The sequence below is a fragment of the bacterium SCSIO 12643 genome (assembly GCA_024398135.1).
In the GTDB taxonomy this organism is placed as follows: Bacteria; Bacteroidota; Bacteroidia; order Flavobacteriales_G; family Salibacteraceae; genus CAJXZP01.
In genome coordinates this window covers 615922-635990 of record CP073750.1, presented here as the reverse complement: position 1 = coordinate 635990, position 20069 = coordinate 615922, and the positions used below count along the sequence as shown (strand labels likewise).

Sequence of the window (20069 nt, the reverse complement as noted above, 5' to 3'; positions counted from 1 at the left end):
ATTCTATTTAATTGTTATTTGCATTTTAGCAGCCTGGATTTCATCAGAACCTTCATAGTCCAATACTCCAATTGCTGTATAATCTCCAGGAACCATAGCTGGTAGTTTGAACACAAAGTCTCTAACTAAACCTGGTACGATGGTGAATTTTTTAACGGTTAATCTTACCTGAGCCCCGGTAGCATTGTTGATCATATCAATGTATGAAGTACAGTAAGCGATACCATCACCTTTGTTTTCTGCTTCAATGAAAATGGTGTTTTCATCGTTTTTAGTCTCCATTTTGAAATCTGTCATTTCAACATTTTCAGTTTTAACTGTTGGAGGATTTTGGTAAACGAATACTCCGAAAGCGAATGTTGGCACAACACCCAGCGCAACTGTTCCAGATCCTTTTTGAGCGGGTTGCAATTGTTTTCTAGGCTCTGCTTGCTCAATCATAATAATTGACCATGCTGCTCTGTTACCTGTTTCATCATTTGGAACTGCTACTGTAAAAGAGATTTCCTTTTTTTCTCCTGCTTTTACTTCAAAGAAAGTTGGAGAAACATTCATCCATTTAGAAAGTGAGTATTCACCTGACCCTGCTGGTAAGAAAGAACTTTTACCTTTTCCGTTCATGTTGAAATCATAAAGGTTTACTTTAAATTCTTTTTTTGACTCGGTATCGTTGTTGATCTTGATTTTGTAGGTTTTTGATTGTCCTGGTTTAATATTCAAATGGAAGTGTGCAGGGGAAACAGAAATTCCTTTAGTATCTACATCATCATTTTCATTTGAATCTGCCGCAACGGTTTCGATTTTCAGATCGGTTATTTGATAACCTGCAGCAAATGAAAAGGACATGATTAAAGTTGCTAGTAGAGAGAGTGATAATTGTTTGATCATTGTTTTTCGTTTTATTAATATTTAAAAGTTTTGGGGATAACTTCATATTTACATGGCAAATGTAGATGGAGCGTTAACACTTGCGTTTATGCAAAATTTTAATCTCTTTAAATATAGAATCACCAAAATATGTATTGTGTAGGGGTTTGGGTAGCATTTAGATTTATAGTGAAAATCCTTGAATTTTTGATTAAAAATGGAGTCCTATACCTTTATTATATATAATAGGGAAAATGGAAATGTTCATTTTTCTGTTCATAAGAAAAATGCCAGAATAGACGATTTAATTGGATTTTGATCGAATTTTTAGGAAAAAGCGTAGAATTCTTAAGATTGAAGATTGATCTTATTGAGCAATTTAGGTCTTACTTCCTGATCCCATTCGGATTTAAGGATACTCAATACAATACTGTCACGTCTGCCATTAGGGGCTAAACAATTACTTCTAAGAGTTCCTTCTTCTTTACAGCCAATGCTTTTCATGGCTGCAATGCTTTTTTGATTTCGGGCATCTGCTCTAAATTCCACACGTTCCATTTGCATCGCTTTGAAAGCAAAATCCAGCATAATGATTTTACAGTTCTTATTTAAACCTGTTCCCTGAAATTGTTTTCCATACCATGTATAACCTATCGATACCGTTTTATGAAATAACTGAATATCATAAAATCGGGTACACCCTGCGTATTGCTCGGTTCTTTTGTCAAATACAATAAATGGATATGATTTACCTTCATGACGTTCTGAGAGTGCATTGTCAATGTACTGTTTAAGTAGTTCTTTACTATTCGCTGGTGTTAAAGAATATTTCCATAATTCCGGTTCATGAATGGAATAGGTGATTAAATGTTCGAAATCATCCTTTTTTAACGGGCGTAATAGTACGATGTCATTTTCTATCGAGTAATGGTTTTCAGGATGAAATTCTTTCACAATAAATAGTTTTTAAGTTATCGACTCATTTTTTCAAATACCCATGCCGGGCCAATTAGTAGGAATTGTAAATCTTTAAAAAAAGATGGTTTTTTCCCTTCTACTTTATGTCCATAAAACTGTCCTATCCACGCAATGATGAATATAGCTATGGAAGTATATAGTAATGGCATCATTTCAGACAGTAAATAATTCCCGTAAAGTGAGAAAAGCGAAAATAACAGCATTAAGAAAAATGTTTTGAATGAAAGTCGAATATAAAAGAGCATAAGGAGTAATAGAATTGGAGCAGCCCAATTCACAAAAACAGGATCATAAAAACCTAACAAATGACTCAATGTGCCCGAAGGAATACTCATAATCATTCCCACGATACTGAAGAAAATTAGTGGGACACATACATAATGAATTCTTTGATTGGTAATATTTTGATGACTTTCTGCGTATTCTTCAAACCATTCTTTTTGTGATTTCATGTGCACTAAGATAGTTAAAAGTCACAAGATCAGATGAGATTATAATTTGGTATTAACGTTCATTAACTACCAATTTGCATCCCAAAAATGTACTTTCGCAATAAGAAAATTGAATCATGAGTTTAGCGCGTAATTTTTTGTCGAAAGAAGATCAAGCCAAAGTGGTCGATGCCATTCAAGAGGCGGAGAAGAATACTTCAGGGGAAATTCGATTACATATCGAAGACTACTGCAAAGAAGACGTAATGGATCATGCCGCTTTTATTTTTGAAAAATTAGAGATGCATCAAACACAACTTAGAAATGGCGTGTTGTTTTACGTCTCTATTGAACCGCATGGATTTGCCATTTTAGGTGATGTGGGGATTAACCAAAAAGTCGAAGATGGTTTTTGGGAAAACATCAAAAACCATGTGATTGAAAATTTTAAAAAGGGACAATATGAGAAAGGACTGTCGGAAGGAATTGTGATGGCAGGAGAACGGCTCAAGAAATATTTCCCATATGAAGCGGATGATGTGAATGAACTTTCTGATGAAATTTCGTTTGGAAAAAACTAAAGAGAATAATGCAACTTAAGAAATATATTCAAATACTAAGTTTTGTACTTCCAGGGGTATTTTTATCCTTAAACGGATGGTCCCAGAATGATACAGTCATACCAGATTCACCGAACCCTCCAAGTTTGGTAGTGGATTGGGGTGAAGTATTTTCTGATAGAGAAGAAGCTTATTTGAAGCGGGAGCTCAATGCTTTTAATGATACCACAAGTAATCAAATTTTAATTGTGACTTTGAAGGATTTAAAAGGTTTGGATCCATATGAAATGGCAACTGGAATTGGGCATAAATGGGGCGTTGGACAAGGAGAGTTTGATAATGGTGTAGTCATTTTAATTAAACCTAAAACAGCAGACTCTAGAGGTGAGGTTTTTATTGCCATCGGATATGGATTAGAAGGAGCTATTCCGGATGCGACCACAAAGTTGATTGTAGAAAATGATATGATTCCTTATTTCAAACAAGGGAGAATGTTTGAAGGAGTGGAGTCCGGGCTACAAGTCGTGAAGGCTTTAGCGGTCGGGGAGTATAGTTCGGATGCGTATGCCAATCGTGGAGGTTCTGGTGGATTTTCATTTTTTCCATTTCTATTGCTTATTGTTGTAATCATAATTTCGATGGTAAGTCGTGCCAGAGCGGCAAGAAGCTATAGTGTGGGGCATGATATTCCTTTTTGGACCGCATTGATGTTGATGAATCAAAGCAGAGGTCACCGCGGACACTATGACAACTTTACTTCCGGTGGAGGCGGATTTGGTGGTTTTGGAGGCTTCGGAGGTGGAGGCTTTGGCGGTGGAGGAGCCGGAGGAAGTTGGTAAAAAAATGACAAGATGATATTTGGCCGTTTAAAATCTATACTAAGAAAGTTTGACCATATCCTGTTATTGGGAAGTTTGATTTTCCTTGTAGCATCACCAATCTGGGAAACCACTATGAATAGAGGTCTTCTCATGTCAGATTTGGCTATTGTTATGATTGTGGTTTCCGGAGTTAGTGTGACCTATACCCATCGAACAGATCGTTTCAACTTTAAGTTTTATTTCGGATTACTCACCATTTTCGTTTCTCTGGTAGATATGATTCTGGATTTAGAACCCATGTATTCTGAAATCATACAGATTTTTAGATTGAGTTTCTTTTTGATCCTTACGGTAGTAATGTTCAGATTGATTATTCGCGCCAGAAAAGTAGATGCCAATGTGGTGATTAATTCTATATCCGGTTATTTGTTGCTAGGAATTAGTTGGGCCATTGTACTGTGGATCTGGACATATTCGAATCCGGGATCATTTAATTTTGATACGGATTCTTCGGCCGGAATGTTTAATGAAATCTATTATTCGTTTGTGACTTTGACCACGCTCGGATATGGAGATATGTTACCCGTAACTGCTCCGGCAAAGTCTTTTGGGATTTTAATTTCAGTTACCGGAGCATTTTATAATACGATTGTTTTAGGGATGATCGTAGGGAAGTTTATCTCTAATGAAACAATAAAAAATAAAGAAGATTAGGATGAGTTTAGGAAAATGGATTGGAGGTGGTATTGGATGGTCTTTAGGAGGTCCAGTTGGTGCGATAGCTGGTTTTGCGTTAGGCGCCTTATTTGATAATAGTTTAAATCAGCAAGAAGAAGGACCACAAGGGTATTCGCAATCTCAAACCACACAACCAGGAGATTTTGGAATGAGTATGGTGATTTTATCTGCTGCTGTTATGAAAGCAGATAACAGAATCATGAAATCCGAATTAGAGTTTGTAAAATCCTATTTGGTACGTCAGTTTGGTCAGGAACAAGCCAAGGAACTGGTCACTGCTTTAAGAGAAGTTTTAAAAACAGATGTCCCAGTACGTCAGGTATGTTTACAAATCCGTTCACATATGTCGCACCCGATGCGACTGCAATTGATGCATTATCTGTTTGGAGTAGGCTATGCCGATGGAAATGTGCACCGTGTAGAGTTAAATACATTAAATACAATTGCGCGTTATTTGGGGATTTCACAAAAGGATTTCTTTTCGATTAATGCGATGTTTGGCGGACAAAGTTCGCAATCTGGGACACGTCCGGGAAGTTCTTCTTTATGTCTTTCTTCAGCTTATAAGATTCTGGAAATCGAATCAAATGTATCGGATGATGAGGTGAAAAAAGCATATAGAAAAATGGCTAAAAAGTACCATCCCGATAAAGTAGCTTCATTGGGACCAAATTTCCAAAATGCTGCAAAAGAGAAGTTTCAGAAGGTGCAACAAGCATATGAAGAGGTGAAGAAGGCCAGAGGCATGAACTAATTGGTATAGAATTTTTTAGAGATTGTTAAATAATTTAAGACATGCATGAGCGATCTCATTAAAAACGTTAAATTCGCGCCAATCAAAAAATAATATAATTAAATAAATTTTAGAATGAATTTAAAAGGATTAGTATTGACCCTGTCCGCTGGTGTGGTGGTTCTTACAGGATGCAACAACGCAGGTGGAGAATCTACTTCTAAAGAAGTGGTTCTAAAAACAAAATTAGACACAGTTACTTATTTTATGGGAATGATGACTGGTAGTCAGTTGAAAGAGGCGTTTGCGATGGAAACTTATGATGAGGCAATTGTTGCTGCTGGAGCTAGAGCTGGATTTGAAGGAGATTCTGCTGCATTATTTACCAGAGAAGAAGGTGGACAAATTGCACAGGCATATTTTCAGGAAATGCAAGCAAAGAAAATGGAAGAAAAATATGGTTCAGCAAAAGCTGAAGGAGAAGCTTTCTTAACTCAAAAAGAGGGAGAAGAAGGTGTGATCTCTACAGGTTCTGGACTTTTATATAAAATCAACGAAGAAGGTGCTGGTGACAAACCAGGTCCAACGGATAAAGTAACTGTTCACTATACGGGTAAGTTAATGGACGGAACTGTATTTGATAGCTCGGTGAATAGAGGTGAGCCAGCTACATTTGGTTTAAATCAGGTAATTCCAGGATGGACTGAAGGATTACAGTTAATGACTCCAGGATCTAAGTATACTTTCTACATTCCGCATTACTTAGCTTATGGTGAGCAGGGTGCAGGTGAGAGTATTCCTCCTTTCTCAACTTTAATTTTTGAAGTAGAGTTGATTTCTGTAGCAGCTCAAAACTAAAATTAGTATGAAATTTTTATTGAAATCGGGTTTAATTGTTTTTGCCTTATTGTGTGTAGCAGGTACTGCGAATGCGCAAAAATTCAAAAAAGGTAAAAAGAAGAAAGCTAAAGAAACAGAACAGATGGAGTTAAACATGAATGATACATTAACCAAAGTAAGCTATTCTTTGGGGATGAATATCGTAGCGAATCTAAAACAACAAGGTTTGGATTCATTAGATCAAAAAGCGTTTGCAGAGGGATTAAGAGCGGCTTTAGCTGGTGATTCTACATTAATTTCAGACGAAGAGTCTAACAAATTATTGCAAGCTTATTTTACTGAATTACAACAAAAGAAAGCGAAAATGGCAGCTAAAGAAGGTGAAGACTTTTTAGCAGAAAATGCAAAGAAAGAAGGGGTTAAAGTAACTGCTAGCGGTTTACAATATGAGGTAATCACTCCGGGAGAAGGAGCGAAACCAGCGGCTACTGATCAAGTAACAGTTCACTATAAAGGTACTTTGATTGACGGAAAAGAATTTGATAGTTCTTACAAAAGAGGTCAACCAGCAACGTTTGGTTTAAATCAAGTTATTGCAGGATGGACTGAGGGTGTTCAGTTAATGTCACCTGGAGCAAAATACAAATTCTACATTCCTTACACTTTAGGATATGGAGAGCGTGGAGCAGGAGCAGATATTCCGCCATACGCAGCTTTAATTTTTGAAGTAGAGTTGATCAAAATCAACTAAGAATAAATTAGAATAAAAGGAAAAGCCTCTTCAGATAATGAAGAGGCTTTTTTGTTTTAGTACTGGCGTAATTTTTTGCTAGGCACCTATTTTTATGACTAAAATCTCCATGTATCAGGCATATATTTATAGATCCCCTGTTCATAAGCATCCCAATACAAAAGATCATTTTCATTAAAGAAGACATCAATTTCTTCTCCTATTTCGAATGGTTTGCTCCAACTATTGGCATATCTGAGTTTTCGAATTATTCTATCACGATCGGGCAAGAGTACAACAAAAGGATAATCCATTCTAGTATAGTCATTTCTAATAGGAACTTTTTCTTTTCTATACTCTACAACACGGGCCCTCACTTTAATACTATTATTTCTAATCGTGGTAAATTTGATTTTAGCACGAATCATTAATAAGAGCACTACTAACAAAATTGGTATAATCCATAAAATTTCCATAATTCTTGCTTTACGTTGTTTGATAAATAATGAATTGTGTTAAAGCCCAATATGTCAGAATTGAAAGCGAACTGAAATTCGGATTCAACCATTTTTTATGATATGTTACAACTAAAACCCAGGATATGATTGATACTATTTGAGTATATATGACTATTGATGTATAAGGATAACGTTGAACGGTAAACACTAAATGAATTATTACGGGAACGGTAATCCCTAGGGTGTAAATCAAACTGCTTCTAGAGTTCTTTGTAATTTTAAAGGAATTAATTGATAAAATGATAGCTCCAGTTAATAGCCCAATATACCCTAGAGTTATGGCCCAATTCAATTGGATGACTTGAAGCATCAGAGATATGGATAATACCCAGAAAATAACTCTTGATGTTTTATATCGAGGATATTTACCTATTAGAAATGCTACTAAAACAATTATGATATGAACTATCTGAATATCCATTTGATGTTGTTGTATGACTATATTTATAGGCCCTCGATTTGAAAGTACTTATTTGGAGTTAATAGCCATCGACTTTTTTTAGTACGTCTTTCCACTTATTTGATTCTGCGTATTCTTTTATTATTCGATTTCGGTCAATTAAGAATTCGGTCATGTATTTTTTGAGAAATAATTTATCGGCTAATTTCCCTTATACTCCAAAAGGTGATTCATATTCAAATAAGTCTGTCATCAAAGTCCCTTTATTTAATTCAGTGAAATAATGATCATGTTTAAATCCCTTAAAAGCCCCTTTCACCATTTCATCTGTAAAACATTTAGGGTGATCAAACTTCGTGATTTTTGAAGTTAGATTTTGATAAAACCCAAAGTGTTTTGCTCTCCAAGTAACACTTTCTCCCAAATCAATTAATCCACTAGTTTTCCCAGCGATAGCTTCTTCGTTTGTTGATTTAGTTGATTTTGTATGTAAATCAATACTTCTTGAAAGGTCAAATACGACATCTCGATCAGCTTTTATTTCTGTTCGAAGTTCAATTTTGGGCATTTGTTAGAATATCTGGTAACTAAATGCTAAAGATACATCGATATTTAAGTATAAAGAGTATTAAACCAGAAAAACTCAAACACAAAAAAAGGGAGCTATAAGCTCCCTTTAATCATTTATATGCGATACTAATTATTTAGCTGCATTATATCTTTTAGTTACTTCATCCCAGTTAACAACATTGAAGAAGTTTTCGATGTATTCTGGTCTGCGGTTTTGATATTTTAAGTAGTATGCGTGTTCCCATACGTCCACACATAAAATTGGAGTTCCTTTAACCTCTGCGATATCCATCATTGGATTGTCCTGATTTGCAGTAGAAGTTACAGCTAAGTTTCCTGAAGCATCAACAACTAACCAAGCCCATCCAGAACCGAATCTTGTTGCAGCAGCTTTTGAGAACTCATCTTTAAAAGCTTCAAAAGAACCGAATTTTGCGTTGATTGCATCTCCTAGTTCTCCGGTTGGAGCTCCACCACCGTTTGGTGACATTACTTCCCAAAACATACAGTGGTTATAATATCCGCCACCATTATTTCTTACTGCTCCTGATTGGTTTGAGATATCAGCCAAAATATCTTCGATAGAAGCATTTTCTAAATCTGTTCCTTGAATCGCATTGTTCAAATTGTTAGTATAACCTGCGTGATGTTTATCATGGTGAATTTCCATGGTCATGGCATCAATATGAGGCTCTAAACCGTTGAATGCGTATGGTAAATCTGGTAATGTAAAAGACATAATTTATATTGTTTTAGTTATTAAATTCTGAGATTGTAAATCTACATGTATTTATTGGAATGTGGGGTGAGTTGTGCATACAATTATTTATGGGATTATTTAAAAGATTAATAATAATTATACCGATTTTTTGGATGTGGGAAACAAATTAAAATATATCAAATGCTTTAGTTATTTTAGCAAAGTTTTCAATCATAAGTTCATATTTGGATAGGGGATATGGACTAGAAATTTTGTGTGAATATGAATTTTAATTTCTGGGGTTTTATTGTTGTACTCATTTGTTTGGTGGGAGTTCCTCAGATTACAATGGCGCAAAGTGAAGAGGATATTCTGAATAGTATTGGAAGTGAGTTAGATGATGAGTCTGCGAAGCAAAAAGAAGCGGAGAAGATTGAAAAAGAATATAAGGCGATAAAGGTTAAAGCAGATGCGGCTTTTAAGACTAAAAAGTTTGAAAAAGCCAAGGAGTATTATGGTCAGATGTTAAAACTAAAACCTGATTCTGAATTTGCTTCTTCGCGATTGGCTTTGATTGACCAGGAAATTGCAAAGGCGAAGGAAGCCGAAGCCAGAAAAAAATACGAAGGATTAATTGCCAAAGCGGATGCTTTAATGGCCAGTGAAAAATGGGATGAAGCCATTGCAGGGTATAAAGCGGCAGCCGCTGCGAATCCGGATGAGCAATATCCAAAATCTCAAATCAGCAAGGTAGAGAAATTAAAAGCTGAAGCTAAAGCAGCTGCTCAGGCTGCTGCGATTCAAAAGCAATATGATGCGGCAATTGCTACGGCAGAAAAGGCACTGGCTTCAAAAAGTTGGGATGTAGCGAAACAACAATTTCAAAAAGCATCGAAATTAAAGCCGGATGAATCTTATCCAAGAGAGCAGGCGGTACGGGTGGATAAATTAAAAGCCGAAGCTGAAGCTCAGGCAGAGCAAATTAAATTGGATAAGCGTTATCAAGCGATGATAGATGCCGGAGATCAAGCATTGGCAGCTAAAGATTGGGAAACAGCTAAAGCTAAATATAAGTTGGCTATGGAAACAAAGCCTGCAGAAGCTTATGCTAAAGAACAATATAATTCTGTAGATAAACTCAAAGCGGATTATTTAGCAGAAAGAGAGCGTGCACGAATTGACAAAGAATATAAAGGGTTAATCACTAAAGCAGATCAGTTTTTTAATTCCAAAGATTGGGAATCTGCGATCCCCGTGTATGAACAAGCTGCGGGTTTAAAATCTTCAGAATCTTATCCGAAAACCAGAATTACAGAAGCCAAAGGAAAAATTGCAGAAGAATTAGAAGCCAAAAAGAAGGCTGAACAACAAGAATCGGAATTCCAAAAACATAAGAAGATTGGTGAAGAAGCTTTAGCCAATGAAAAATGGGATATTGCTATAGAATCTTTTGTAACTGCAAGTTCAATTAAGCCGGATCATACGGATGTCAAAAAGTTATTGACGCAGGCGAAATCAGGTAAAAAAGCTGCAGAGGAATTGGCGTTAAAGCAAAAGGCGGAAGAAGAAGCCAGGTTAAAAACGCAAAAGCAATATGAAAGTGCCATGGCTTTAGGGAATAAAGCTTTGACGGAAAAAAATTGGGATAATGCACGTCAGGCATTTAACGAAGCAAAGAAATTAAAACCTGAAGAATCTGATCCGGGAGCGAAATTGCAAGAGTTGGATAAATTAATTGCGGAGGAAAAAAGACTTGCAGAAGAAGCGGCTGAAAAAGCGAGATTAGAAGAAGAAGCCAGACTCAAAGCAGAACAAGAGAGACTTGCCGCAGAAAAGGCTGCTGCAGAAGCTGCTGAGCAGGAAAGATTAGCTGCAGAGGCAGCTGAAAAAGCGAGATTAGAAGAAGAAGCCAGACTCAAAGCAGAACAAGAAAAACTTGCCGCAGAAAAGGCTGCTGCGGAAGCTGCAGAGCAAGAAAGGTTAGCTGCGGAGGCAGCTGAAAAAGCGAGATTGGAAGAAGAAGCCAGACTCAAAGCGGAAGAAGAAAAACTTGCAGCGGAAAAGGCTGCTGCTGAAGCTGCAGAGCAAGAAAGGTTAGCCGCAGAAGCGGCTGAAAAAGCGAGATTAGAAGAAGAAGCTAAACTCAAAGCTGAACAGGAAGCTGCAGAACGAGAGAGATTGGCTCAAGAAGAAAAACAAAAGCAGGAAGATTTTAAAAAGGCAGTCAAAGAGTATGAGCAAGCTATCAAAGATAGCGATTGGGATTTGGCTTTAAGAGCGATTAATTCTGCGCAGGCATTCTTCCCGGATAATCCCAGGGTAGAAGAAATGCAAAGTGAATTGGCTAAACTACAAGCTAAGGAACAAGAGGCATTGGCTGCTGAAAAAGCAAAAGAGGCGCAGGCTCAGGCACTCAATAAACAATATGAAGATCTGATTGCAAAAGCAGATAAATCATTTGGAAGTAAGGATTATGAAAGTGCAAAAGCGGATTACGAACAAGCTTTAAAGCTAAAACCTAAAGAGACTTATCCTTCGAATAGACTATCGGAAATTCAGGAACTGATTCTGGCACAAAATGCGGCTGAACTGGAGAAACAAAAAGAGATTGATCGTCAATACAGTCAGTTGATGTCCGAAGGCGAAAGCTTTATTTCTGAAAAGAACTGGGATGCTGCGAAATCAAGTTTTAATGCTGCGTTGGAGTTGAAACCAGATAATAAAGGACCTGTAGAACGTATTGCGGAGATCGAAGCTTTAATTCAAAAAGAAAAAGATTTAGCCCAACAAGCTGAAGCTTTAGAAGCCGATTATCAGGAACGTATGAAAAATGGGGATGAAGCGTTACAAAATAACAAGTTTGCAGATGCGAAACGATTTTATTTTGGGGCTTCCAAACTGAAGCCGGAAGAAGAATTACCAAAGCAAAAACTAGAAGAAACTGAAGCGTTATGGGCGCAGTTTTTAGAAGAGGAGAAAAAGGCTGCAGCAGCACAAAAAGCGCAACAATTGGAGGATAACTATAATGGGTTTATCATGTCCGGTGATCAGGCGTTGAATTCAGAATTATGGGACGAGGCCATTAAAAGTTATGAAGGTGCAATGGCTTTGAAACCTGAAGAAGCGTATCCTAAAGAAAAGTTAAGTGCAGCCAGACAAGGGAAGGCTGCAGCATTAGCTGCTGCTGAAAAGGCTAGGGCTGAGGAGGCGGCTAGATTAGCAGCATTAGAAAAAGAAAGGCTGAAGAAAGAAGCGGAAGCGCAAAGGTTAGCGCAATTAGAGGATGATTTTAAATCTTATGTAGCAAATGGTGATCAGGCGATGGGAGATAAAAATTTAAAGTTGGCGGTTTCATCTTATAAAAAAGCTTTAGAGTTAAAACCGGAAGACAGTGGTGTACAGTCTAAATATAATAATGCAATGGAGCAATATAAAGTGATTGAGGCGGAAAGAATAGCCGCGCAAAAAGAAAGACAAAGATTGGCTGCTATTGAATTAGAGAAAAGGCAGGAAGAAGCCAGAAAGAAAAGAGAAGCTTATTTGGCAGAACTTCGTAAGAATTCACCTGAAGAATTGGCCAAGAGATATCCGGATGGAATTACGGAAGAAGTCGATACTGAAAATGATGTTGTATTGACCAAGAGTATTATCGTAGAAAATGGGGAAGGCAGATACCTGATCCGATTTGATTACCCATGGGGAGAACACTTCTACTACCTAAATGGTAAAAAGATTAGAGAGGATGCTTACAACTGGAACATCCGTAAGTATAAATTCTAGATTTAGGCTTTTTTAACGATCGCCATAGTGAGTCTGCATGTACAGACCAACTTCTGGTCATCGTTAAACAATTCGATATCCCAAATATGTGATCGGCTACCAATATGAATCGGTTTTGCCGTACCTGATACCCATCCTTTGATTCCCGGGCGTACATGATTGGCATTGATAGATTGCCCTACTGCAAAGTATTGGTCAGGATCTACAATCATAGAAGAACCAATGCTTCCCAATGATTCAGCCAGAACTACAGAAGCACCTCCATGTAAAATCCTCATGGGTTGAAATGTGCGCTCATCGATAGGCATTCTTCCGGATATGGTATTTTCACCCACCTCCGTAATTTCTATGCCTAACGAATCGTGAATGGTATTTTTACCACGGTCTTCCCAATCCGTAATCTTGTAATCTTTAAACCAAATCATATAAAAACATATTTGTAATGAAAGTTACATTTTAAACTTAAAAGCGCACGTAACTTTGTGCCCACAAATTTAGACAATAAGATTATGGCAACAATAAAATTAACAACGCAGGGATTCAAAGAAAAGTTCTTTGATTTCACGCAAAAGCAAGAGTGGGAATATAATGATTCGGTTCCTGCAATTATAGATTTTTATGCAGATTGGTGTGGCCCATGTAAAATGGTAGCTCCAATTTTAGAAGAACTGTCAGAAGAGTACGATGGTAAATTAAACATATATAAAGTAGACACTGAAGTTGAACAAGAATTGTCTGCTGTATTTGGAATTCGTTCTATTCCAAGTATACTTTTCGTACCGGTAAATGGACAACCAATGATGCAAGCCGGAGCACTTCCAAAAGAAGCTTTGGCTGATATTATCAATAAAGAACTAGTCGTTACGGCTTAAGTAAAAGTTTAAGTTTAGGGTTAAGTAGATAGTAGAACTTTAATTTGTCGGGAGGCAAATTAAAGTTCCCTTTAGCCGAAAAAAAACTGAAATAATAGTTGGAATATTAGAAATTGATCGTAAATTTGCATCATACTTTAAGCCCAAAAGCATTTTTCTACACCTATTAGTAGATACGATATTTAAGAGTAGGGTTAAGTAGATGGTTGAAGAAGACCTTGTCGAGAGACAGGGTCTTATTCCTTTATAGACGTTCCATTTCGTAAAATAAAAGTAAAATTTAAGCCCTGTTTTTAGCTTAATTAAAGAATAACAAATAGTTATTAAAAGTTTTTAAGCGCGTCAAAAAGCTTGTCAGTAGGCAGCCCCATCACATTAAAATACGAACCTTTTAACTCGGTGATTCCAATCATTCCGATCCATTCCTGAATTCCATAGGAACCGGCTTTATCAAATGGTTGGTATGTATCGATGTAATATCGAATGGTCTCATCCGAAAGACTTTTAAAAGTAACATCCGTAACTGCATCAAAAGAGATCAATTTATTTTTTGATTTGATGCATACACCTGTTACTACCTGATGGGTTTTACCTGCTAGTTGTTGGATCATTTCTAAGGCTTCCTGAACATCCTGAGGTTTTCCTAAAACTATATGATCTACGATTACTATGGTATCCGCAGTAATATAAAGGTCATGCTCAGTTAAATCTGTAAACCAATCTGCTTTTTGAATAGCTAAGAATTTAGCAACTTCAATTGGAGGTAAATCATCCGGATATGTTTCTTCTCCTTGAGAACTTCTGGTTTTAAATTCAATTCCTAAGTTTCCCAAAAGTTGTTTTCTTCTAGGAGAATTGGAAGCTAAAGTAATATTGTATGAATCAAGATGTTTAAACATTGAAAAACAATTCGTTGTTAATGATATAACCCAACGCGATCAGATATAAAACCCCAACCATGGACAATAATTTATTCCAAGAACTCCAGGACAGCAAAATGGTTTTATTCATCCATATTGTAATGATATTAAAGAGAATCATGAAAATAATAAGTAGGATAAAAATCAAAGAAATTTGATCTGTTAAGAATTCGCCTCGAATCATATGGATACCAGCCAATACAACTAAATAGAGCAGGGTAACCACAATTTTAGCTGCCTTTTCTCCCCATTGAATAGGTAGCGTACGGGCTCCGGTTTTACGATCTCCTTCTAAATCTTCAATATCTTTAATTAACTCCCGAATCCAGGTAAGTAAGAAAACAAATGCCGAGTATCCCAGAAACCAGAAAGCTACAAAGTTGAAATTAAAATCCTGGAATTTTGTGATTTGTGAGATGTAAAAGTTTTGAATTAATGATACTTCATAAATTCCTACGGTCAAAGGAACTAAGGCTACCATAAATGCGACAATTAGATTCCCTACTAAAAACTCGGTTTTGAAGTAATAGGAATAAAACCATAAGGAAATGGCTCCGGTAAGTTGAATGATTCCCAGATTGTAATTTCCAAAATGGAAACCAATGATAAAACCAAGAATCAATCCAGAAACAGTAGTGATTTGGTACCACAAATAAGCCTTTTCAGAGCTAATCAAGGATCCAACGGGATTTTTACCATGATTAAGTTGGTCTGTATTGACATCCTTAATATCATTGATAATATAACCACCCGCTGCAATTAAAATCACACTTAGTACAAGTAATGCAAACCAAAACTCCGGGATTTGAGATTCCAATTCAAGATCTACCTGTTTACTTATAAAACCCAGCATCGGTTTTAATAAGCCTCCACGCAGCAAATACATGGTAACTCCTATAATTAAAAGATTTAATGGACGAAACAAATGGGTGATCTGGGGTGTTTGAGAATTTTCTTTTACCATGTTAAATCAGATTTACCTGTCATCCATTTTCCTTGAGCGCGTAATACTTTTTCAATGATATCCCTTACACAACCTTTACCACCATCCTGATCAGAAATGTATTTGGAAATATCTCTAATCTCTCTTGCTGCATTCTGTGGACAAGCAGGAATTCCAACTTGCTGCATGATTTCATAATCAGGAAGATCATCACCCATATACATAATCTCTTCATCTGTCAAATCATACATTACTTTAATATCATCATAAGTATCAATTTTTTGTGCAATATTGAGATAGACATCTGTCACACCCATTTTAGCCAGACGCATTTTAATATTTTCAGAATTTCCACCTGTAATTACACAAACTTTTAATCCTTTACGCACTGCAAGTTGGATGGCAAAACCATCTTTGGAATTTAAGCTTCTCAATTGATCACCATTAGGCATTATCGTCACAATACCATCAGTTAGTACACCGTCTATATCAAAAATTAATGTGGTGATTTTAGGTAGTAGTTTTAAATAGTGCTCGCTCATTTTTTCCAGTTGATTATTGAATTGCTGATTTGTGTATAAATATTTTGAAGTTGAGGTTGGACCTCTAACATGTTCAGATGTTTTTGAATGACCTGTTGATCATTTCGTGCTGCCGGACCTGTTTGAACGTTTTCCGGTGTATTGGTAAATGCTTTTTCTATGGTTTCTCGAATCAAAGGTTCCAGTATGGATAAATCCTGATCTGATTGTTGCAATTGTTGATTTGCTATGGTCAACATGTGATTGGTGAAATTACATGCAAATACTGCCGCAATATGAATTTGTTTCCGGGTATCAGAATCAATAGACCTTACATCTTCAGAAATAGATTTGGCCAGTTCTATAAGATTTGCATGTACGTCAGGAGTGATGCCTTCGATACACATAGGTACTTTGGAAAAGTCTAATGTTTTTGATTTCGAAAACGTTTGCAATGGATAAAAAACACCAATTTTAGAGTGCTTTTTTAAAGCAGATAAAGGAACTGTCCCAGAAGTATGTGCAATGATTGTATCAGATTCCGGGAGCTGATTTGAAATATCTTCAATGATATCATCTTTTAAGGCGATAATTGCCCCATCGATTACAGATAAATCTAAATCTTGCAATTGTGAAATACTCTGTGCTTTTACCTGATCAGCCAATTGCTGAGCATTCTCTATGGTTTGACTATAGATGGAATGAATGATTATCCCTTTGTCAAACAGATTTTTAGCAAGATGTGTTGCTACATTTCCAGACCCTATTATAGAAACCTTTTTCACAGTGCGCCAAAGTAATGGGTTTGAACTTGATTTCACAATGATTTGCGGATTTCAACCAGATAAAATATTGGGGATGCTAAGTTTAAAAAAATCGATTTCAATAATATTTAAATTAATAGCCATATTGTCGTCTGTCGCGAATCTATACCCTACATTTGTGAACTCTAGTAATAAAAAACAATTGATCGGGTAATTAGTTGTATTTCAGTATAAAAGATAGATAATCTATAGATTATGAAAAGTATTTTTAAACAACTGTGGGGTTTCTTTATTTCCATGGAGTTTATGGCATTTTTAATATTGCTGTTTGCTGTATCTATTGGTGCTGCCACATTTATCGAAAATGATTTTGGTACACCTGCTTCCAAAGCGATCGTTTACAATGCGAAATGGTTTGAGTTAATGTTGTTCTTCTTATTCATTAACCTCGTTGCAAATATTTTCAGGTATAAAATGTATAAGGTTTCCAAGTGGCCGATCTTCATGTTCCATTTGGCTTTTATTTTTATGATTGCTGGTGGTGCGGTAACTCGTTACATTAGTGAGGAAGGACTATTACATATTAGAGAAGGGAAAGCGAGTAACGCTGTGGTGAGTGATAAAACGTATTTCCGTTTTAAAGTGGATGACCGCAAAATGCAGTATAGTTTTGATCAGGCGGTATTCTTAAACCCTTTACATAATCCGGGATTTAGTAACAGTTTTACGTTTAATGATAAGGACATCCGAGTGACTTATAAAGATTACATCCAAAATGCGGTGGATACTGTGGTTCCGGATGAAAATGGATCTACTTTCTTAGAACTGGTTACGACTGATGGTCAGGGAAGAAAGACCAACTATTTGGAAGAAGGTAAAACAACCAATTTTGGTTTTGTTACAGTGAAATTCGGAGAAGGTAATTCGAATGACGGTTTGAGAATTTTTAGAGATTCAAATGGATTGTCATTCATCTCTCCTTATGAAGTAAGCTATTTGAAAATGGCAGATCGTTCTCAAGGTGTTTTATCGGCCGATACCGTGCATCCATTTGAAAGCAGAAGACTATATCAAATCAATGGGGTAAGTATCGTATTTAAAGGTTTACATGAAAAAGTAAGAAAAGATATTACAACATTTAAAGGTGGAAATGCAGCTCAGGGAACCGATGTTTTAATAGTGGATCTAGAAATTGATGGTAAGCACAGAGATGTGAAAATTAAAGGTGGTGCTGGTAGAGTTTTACCTCCTGAGTTGATTGAAACAGATGGATTATACTTTAGTCTGGCATATGGTTCAAAGTACATCCATTTGCCATTTTATATTCAATTAAGAGATTTCCAGTTAGATCGTTACCCTGGTTCTATGAGCCCTTCGTCTTATGCCAGTGAGATCACATTGATTGATGAGGAACAGGATATTCATGAAGAGCATAGAATTTACATGAATCATGTTTTGGACCACCGTGGATATCGTCTCTTCCAGTCTTCCTATGATCAGGACGAAGGAGGAACGGTTTTATCTGTAAATAGAGATTTCTGGGGAACCTGGTTATCCTACATAGGTTATATCTTGATGGGTGTGGGCATGTTCTTTACGTTGTTTATTCAGGATAGTCGTTTTAGTAAGTTGAGTAAGAAGTTGGATAAGATTAGAATCCAAAAAGAAGCATTAACTCTTGTGGTTGCTTTTGTGATAGGCGTAGGTGGTGTTTTTGCACAACATACCGATTCATTGGTAGTTCCTAAAACAGTTCCAATTGAACAGGCGGAAATGTTTGGAAGATTGCAGATTCAAGATCAGGGGGGGAGAATGAAGCCCATGAATACGTTGTCTTCTGAAGTCTTAAGAAAAGTAGCACGCAAATCTAACTTTAATGGTTTAACTCCCGATCAGGTATTGTTAGGGATGATCTATGATCCGCAACCATGGCAGGTCTCAAAAATGATTAAAGTATTTCATCCTCAACTAAAGAAAAAACTAGGAATGGAAGAAGATGAAAAATATGCTTCATTTATTAGATTCTTCGATGAGAAATTTCAATATGTACTTACTGAGGATATTGCTGAGGCCAATAGAAAGAAACCAAGCGAAAGAAGCAAATATGATAACGATGTGATTACAGTAGATGAGCGTGTGAATATTTGCTATATGATTTATACCGGATCATTGATGCGTATATTCCCATTGCCAAATGATCCAACAAATAAATGGTATGCTCCAGGTGATGCGGTAAATGTATTTAAAGGCAATGACTCTTTGTTTGTAGCTGGAATTCTGCCAATGTATTTTAGTGCTTTGGATCAAGGTCAGGAGACAGGAAATTGGGAAGCAGCGACTAAAACCATACAATCAATTAATAAATATCAGCAGAAAATGGGTGCTGAAGTGGTCATCTCAAATCAAAAATTGAATTATGAGATTTTCTACAATAAGGCTAGAATTTTTAATAACCTGTTTTTCTATTATTTCACCATAGGTTTGATCTTTTTAATTCTGTTGTTTGTACAGTTATTTTCTAATGACTCTAAGGTCCTGAATGGGGTAATTAAAGTATTCAATTGGTTGATCATTTTAGGGTTTTCTGTTCACACTTTAGGGCTGGTATTATTATGGTATATCTCAGGTCACGCTCCGTGGAGTAATGCCTACGAATCTATGGTTTATATTGCCTGGGCTACAATTTTATCTGGATTTATTTTTAGTAAAAACTCTAAGATTACTTTAGCAGCAACTTCACTGCTTACCGCGTTTATTTTAATGGTAGCGCATTTGAATTGGTTAGATCCGGAAATTACGAATTTGGTTCCTGTATTGGATTCATATTGGTTAATGATTCATGTGGCTATTATCACTGCGAGTTATGGGTTCTTAGCATTGGGCGCGTTATTGGGATTATTCAATTTGATACTCATCATTACTGCACCAAGAGGAATTCAGAAAATCCAATTGACATTTAAAGAGTTAACCACAATCAATGAGATGACCATTACCATTGGTTTATTTATGTTGACAGTAGGAACATTCCTGGGGGGTGTTTGGGCAAATGAATCCTGGGGAAGATACTGGGGATGGGATGCGAAAGAAACATGGGCTTTGGCTTCTGTATTGGTATATAGTTTTGTAGCGCATATGAGATTTATTCCGGGTTTAAGAGGTGGTTTTGCATATAACTTCACGACATTGGTTTCGTTTAGTTCTATCATTATGACCTATTTCGGGGTAAATTACTATTTAAGTGGATTGCACTCTTATGCAGCCGGAGATCCTGTGCCGATTCCAAGTTTTGTTTATTATACCATTGTTATTGTAGCAATCATTTCTATTGTTGCCAATCGTAGATGGAGTTCTTTTAACGCGGGTAAAGAAGCAAAATCATAAAG

At 36.4% G+C, this 20069-nt stretch carries 19 protein-coding genes and 1 pseudogene; 9 read left to right on the top strand and 11 right to left on the bottom strand.

Going from position 1 to position 20069, the window contains the following annotated elements:
- Positions 1-3: 3 nt before the first annotated feature.
- The 3 genes from KFE94_02750 to KFE94_02740 all read right to left on the bottom strand — a co-directional run bounded on the left by KFE94_02750 (position 4) and on the right by KFE94_02740 (position 2297).
- The gene (locus KFE94_02750; GenBank protein ID UTW67050.1) at positions 4-888 is read right to left on the bottom strand and encodes a DUF916 domain-containing protein; all 885 of its coding nucleotides are present in this window, start codon (positions 886-888) and stop codon (positions 4-6) included.
- Between the two features lie 327 nt (positions 889-1215).
- Positions 1216-1824 (bottom strand): GNAT family N-acetyltransferase, encoded by a 609-nt coding sequence (locus KFE94_02745; GenBank protein UTW68200.1) that lies wholly within the window; start codon positions 1822-1824, stop codon positions 1216-1218.
- 14 nt (positions 1825-1838) lie between these two features.
- Positions 1839-2297, bottom strand: coding sequence for a DUF962 domain-containing protein (locus tag KFE94_02740; GenBank protein ID UTW67049.1), 459 nt, complete (start codon positions 2295-2297; stop codon positions 1839-1841).
- Between the two features lie 116 nt (positions 2298-2413).
- On the opposite strand from KFE94_02740, the gene KFE94_02735 reads away from it, so the two are divergent.
- From KFE94_02735 to KFE94_02710, 6 genes are all read left to right on the top strand, one after another.
- A complete protein-coding gene (locus tag KFE94_02735) occupies positions 2414-2857 on the top strand; it encodes a TPM domain-containing protein (GenBank protein ID UTW67048.1) in 444 nt (147 codons plus the stop codon).
- A gap of 8 nt (positions 2858-2865) precedes the next feature.
- Positions 2866-3675, top strand: a complete 810-nt coding sequence (locus KFE94_02730) for a TPM domain-containing protein (protein ID UTW67047.1) — start codon at positions 2866-2868, stop codon at positions 3673-3675.
- A gap of 12 nt (positions 3676-3687) precedes the next feature.
- Positions 3688-4371 (top strand): two pore domain potassium channel family protein, encoded by a 684-nt coding sequence (locus tag KFE94_02725; GenBank protein UTW67046.1) that lies wholly within the window; start codon positions 3688-3690, stop codon positions 4369-4371.
- A 1-nt stretch (position 4372) separates the two neighbouring features.
- Positions 4373-5149 (top strand): TerB family tellurite resistance protein, encoded by a 777-nt coding sequence (locus tag KFE94_02720; GenBank protein ID UTW67045.1) that lies wholly within the window; start codon positions 4373-4375, stop codon positions 5147-5149.
- 114 nt (positions 5150-5263) lie between these two features.
- Positions 5264-5986 carry an FKBP-type peptidyl-prolyl cis-trans isomerase gene (locus tag KFE94_02715; protein UTW67044.1) on the top strand — a complete coding sequence of 241 codons (723 nt, stop codon included), beginning with the start codon at positions 5264-5266 and terminating at the stop codon, positions 5984-5986.
- A 7-nt stretch (positions 5987-5993) separates the two neighbouring features.
- Positions 5994-6719 (top strand): FKBP-type peptidyl-prolyl cis-trans isomerase, encoded by a 726-nt coding sequence (locus KFE94_02710; protein UTW67043.1) that lies wholly within the window; start codon positions 5994-5996, stop codon positions 6717-6719.
- A 98-nt stretch (positions 6720-6817) separates the two neighbouring features.
- Here KFE94_02710 and KFE94_02705 read toward each other — a convergent pair whose 3' ends face one another.
- From KFE94_02705 to KFE94_02695, 3 genes and pseudogenes are all read right to left on the bottom strand, one after another.
- Positions 6818-7075, bottom strand: coding sequence for a hypothetical protein (locus tag KFE94_02705; GenBank protein UTW67042.1), 258 nt, complete (start codon positions 7073-7075; stop codon positions 6818-6820).
- A 620-nt stretch (positions 7076-7695) separates the two neighbouring features.
- A pseudogene (locus KFE94_02700) lies at positions 7696-8184 on the bottom strand (SRPBCC family protein).
- Between the two features lie 132 nt (positions 8185-8316).
- The gene (locus KFE94_02695; GenBank protein UTW67041.1) at positions 8317-8925 is read right to left on the bottom strand and encodes a superoxide dismutase; all 609 of its coding nucleotides are present in this window, start codon (positions 8923-8925) and stop codon (positions 8317-8319) included.
- A 243-nt stretch (positions 8926-9168) separates the two neighbouring features.
- Between KFE94_02695 and KFE94_02690 the strand changes: the two genes are divergently transcribed.
- Positions 9169-12666: a hypothetical protein gene (locus KFE94_02690; protein UTW67040.1), complete on the top strand. Its 3498-nt coding sequence runs from the start codon at positions 9169-9171 to the stop codon at positions 12664-12666.
- A gap of 2 nt (positions 12667-12668) precedes the next feature.
- Here the strand turns inward: KFE94_02690 and KFE94_02685 are convergent, their stop codons facing one another.
- Positions 12669-13091 (bottom strand): hotdog fold thioesterase, encoded by a 423-nt coding sequence (locus KFE94_02685; GenBank protein ID UTW67039.1) that lies wholly within the window; start codon positions 13089-13091, stop codon positions 12669-12671.
- Between the two features lie 84 nt (positions 13092-13175).
- On the opposite strand from KFE94_02685, the gene trxA reads away from it, so the two are divergent.
- Positions 13176-13538: a thioredoxin gene (trxA, locus tag KFE94_02680; GenBank protein ID UTW67038.1), complete on the top strand. Its 363-nt coding sequence runs from the start codon at positions 13176-13178 to the stop codon at positions 13536-13538.
- Between the two features lie 323 nt (positions 13539-13861).
- Here trxA and maf read toward each other — a convergent pair whose 3' ends face one another.
- From maf to KFE94_02660, 4 genes are read right to left on the bottom strand one after another with little or no spacing between them, the layout of a single operon-like run.
- On the bottom strand, positions 13862-14437 hold the full coding sequence (gene maf, locus KFE94_02675; protein UTW67037.1) for a septum formation protein Maf: 576 nt from the start codon (positions 14435-14437) through the stop codon (positions 13862-13864).
- The gene (locus KFE94_02670; protein ID UTW67036.1) at positions 14430-15422 is read right to left on the bottom strand and encodes a geranylgeranylglycerol-phosphate geranylgeranyltransferase; all 993 of its coding nucleotides are present in this window, start codon (positions 15420-15422) and stop codon (positions 14430-14432) included. Before KFE94_02670 ends, maf begins: the two co-directional genes overlap by 8 nt.
- Positions 15416-15943 carry an HAD hydrolase family protein gene (locus KFE94_02665; protein UTW67035.1) on the bottom strand — a complete coding sequence of 176 codons (528 nt, stop codon included), beginning with the start codon at positions 15941-15943 and terminating at the stop codon, positions 15416-15418. Before KFE94_02665 ends, KFE94_02670 begins: the two co-directional genes overlap by 7 nt.
- Complete coding sequence (locus tag KFE94_02660; GenBank protein ID UTW67034.1) at positions 15940-16707, bottom strand: DUF2520 domain-containing protein; 768 nt, start codon at positions 16705-16707, stop codon at positions 15940-15942. The genes KFE94_02665 and KFE94_02660 overlap by 4 nt, the downstream gene beginning before the upstream one ends.
- A 234-nt stretch (positions 16708-16941) precedes the next feature.
- On the opposite strand from KFE94_02660, the gene ccsA reads away from it, so the two are divergent.
- Positions 16942-20067 carry a cytochrome c biogenesis protein CcsA gene (ccsA, locus tag KFE94_02655; GenBank protein ID UTW67033.1) on the top strand — a complete coding sequence of 1042 codons (3126 nt, stop codon included), beginning with the start codon at positions 16942-16944 and terminating at the stop codon, positions 20065-20067.
- Positions 20068-20069: the final 2 nt, after the last annotated feature.

Coding starts and splice junctions, on each gene's coding strand:
- KFE94_02750 (UTW67050.1), bottom strand. CDS start 888: ATGATCAAACAATTATCACTCTCTCTACTAGCAACTTTAATCATGTCC.
- KFE94_02740 (UTW67049.1), bottom strand. CDS start 2,297: ATGAAATCACAAAAAGAATGGTTTGAAGAATACGCAGAAAGTCATCAA.
- KFE94_02735 (UTW67048.1), top strand. CDS start 2,414: ATGAGTTTAGCGCGTAATTTTTTGTCGAAAGAAGATCAAGCCAAAGTG.
- KFE94_02730 (UTW67047.1), top strand. CDS start 2,866: ATGCAACTTAAGAAATATATTCAAATACTAAGTTTTGTACTTCCAGGG.
- KFE94_02725 (UTW67046.1), top strand. CDS start 3,688: ATGATATTTGGCCGTTTAAAATCTATACTAAGAAAGTTTGACCATATC.
- KFE94_02720 (UTW67045.1), top strand. CDS start 4,373: ATGAGTTTAGGAAAATGGATTGGAGGTGGTATTGGATGGTCTTTAGGA.
- KFE94_02715 (UTW67044.1), top strand. CDS start 5,264: ATGAATTTAAAAGGATTAGTATTGACCCTGTCCGCTGGTGTGGTGGTT.
- KFE94_02710 (UTW67043.1), top strand. CDS start 5,994: ATGAAATTTTTATTGAAATCGGGTTTAATTGTTTTTGCCTTATTGTGT.
- KFE94_02695 (UTW67041.1), bottom strand. CDS start 8,925: ATGTCTTTTACATTACCAGATTTACCATACGCATTCAACGGTTTAGAG.
- KFE94_02690 (UTW67040.1), top strand. CDS start 9,169: ATGAATTTTAATTTCTGGGGTTTTATTGTTGTACTCATTTGTTTGGTG.
- KFE94_02685 (UTW67039.1), bottom strand. CDS start 13,091: ATGATTTGGTTTAAAGATTACAAGATTACGGATTGGGAAGACCGTGGT.
- trxA (UTW67038.1), top strand. CDS start 13,176: ATGGCAACAATAAAATTAACAACGCAGGGATTCAAAGAAAAGTTCTTT.
- maf (UTW67037.1), bottom strand. CDS start 14,437: ATGTTTAAACATCTTGATTCATACAATATTACTTTAGCTTCCAATTCT.
- KFE94_02670 (UTW67036.1), bottom strand. CDS start 15,422: ATGGTAAAAGAAAATTCTCAAACACCCCAGATCACCCATTTGTTTCGT.
- KFE94_02665 (UTW67035.1), bottom strand. CDS start 15,943: ATGAGCGAGCACTATTTAAAACTACTACCTAAAATCACCACATTAATT.
- ccsA (UTW67033.1), top strand. CDS start 16,942: ATGAAAAGTATTTTTAAACAACTGTGGGGTTTCTTTATTTCCATGGAG.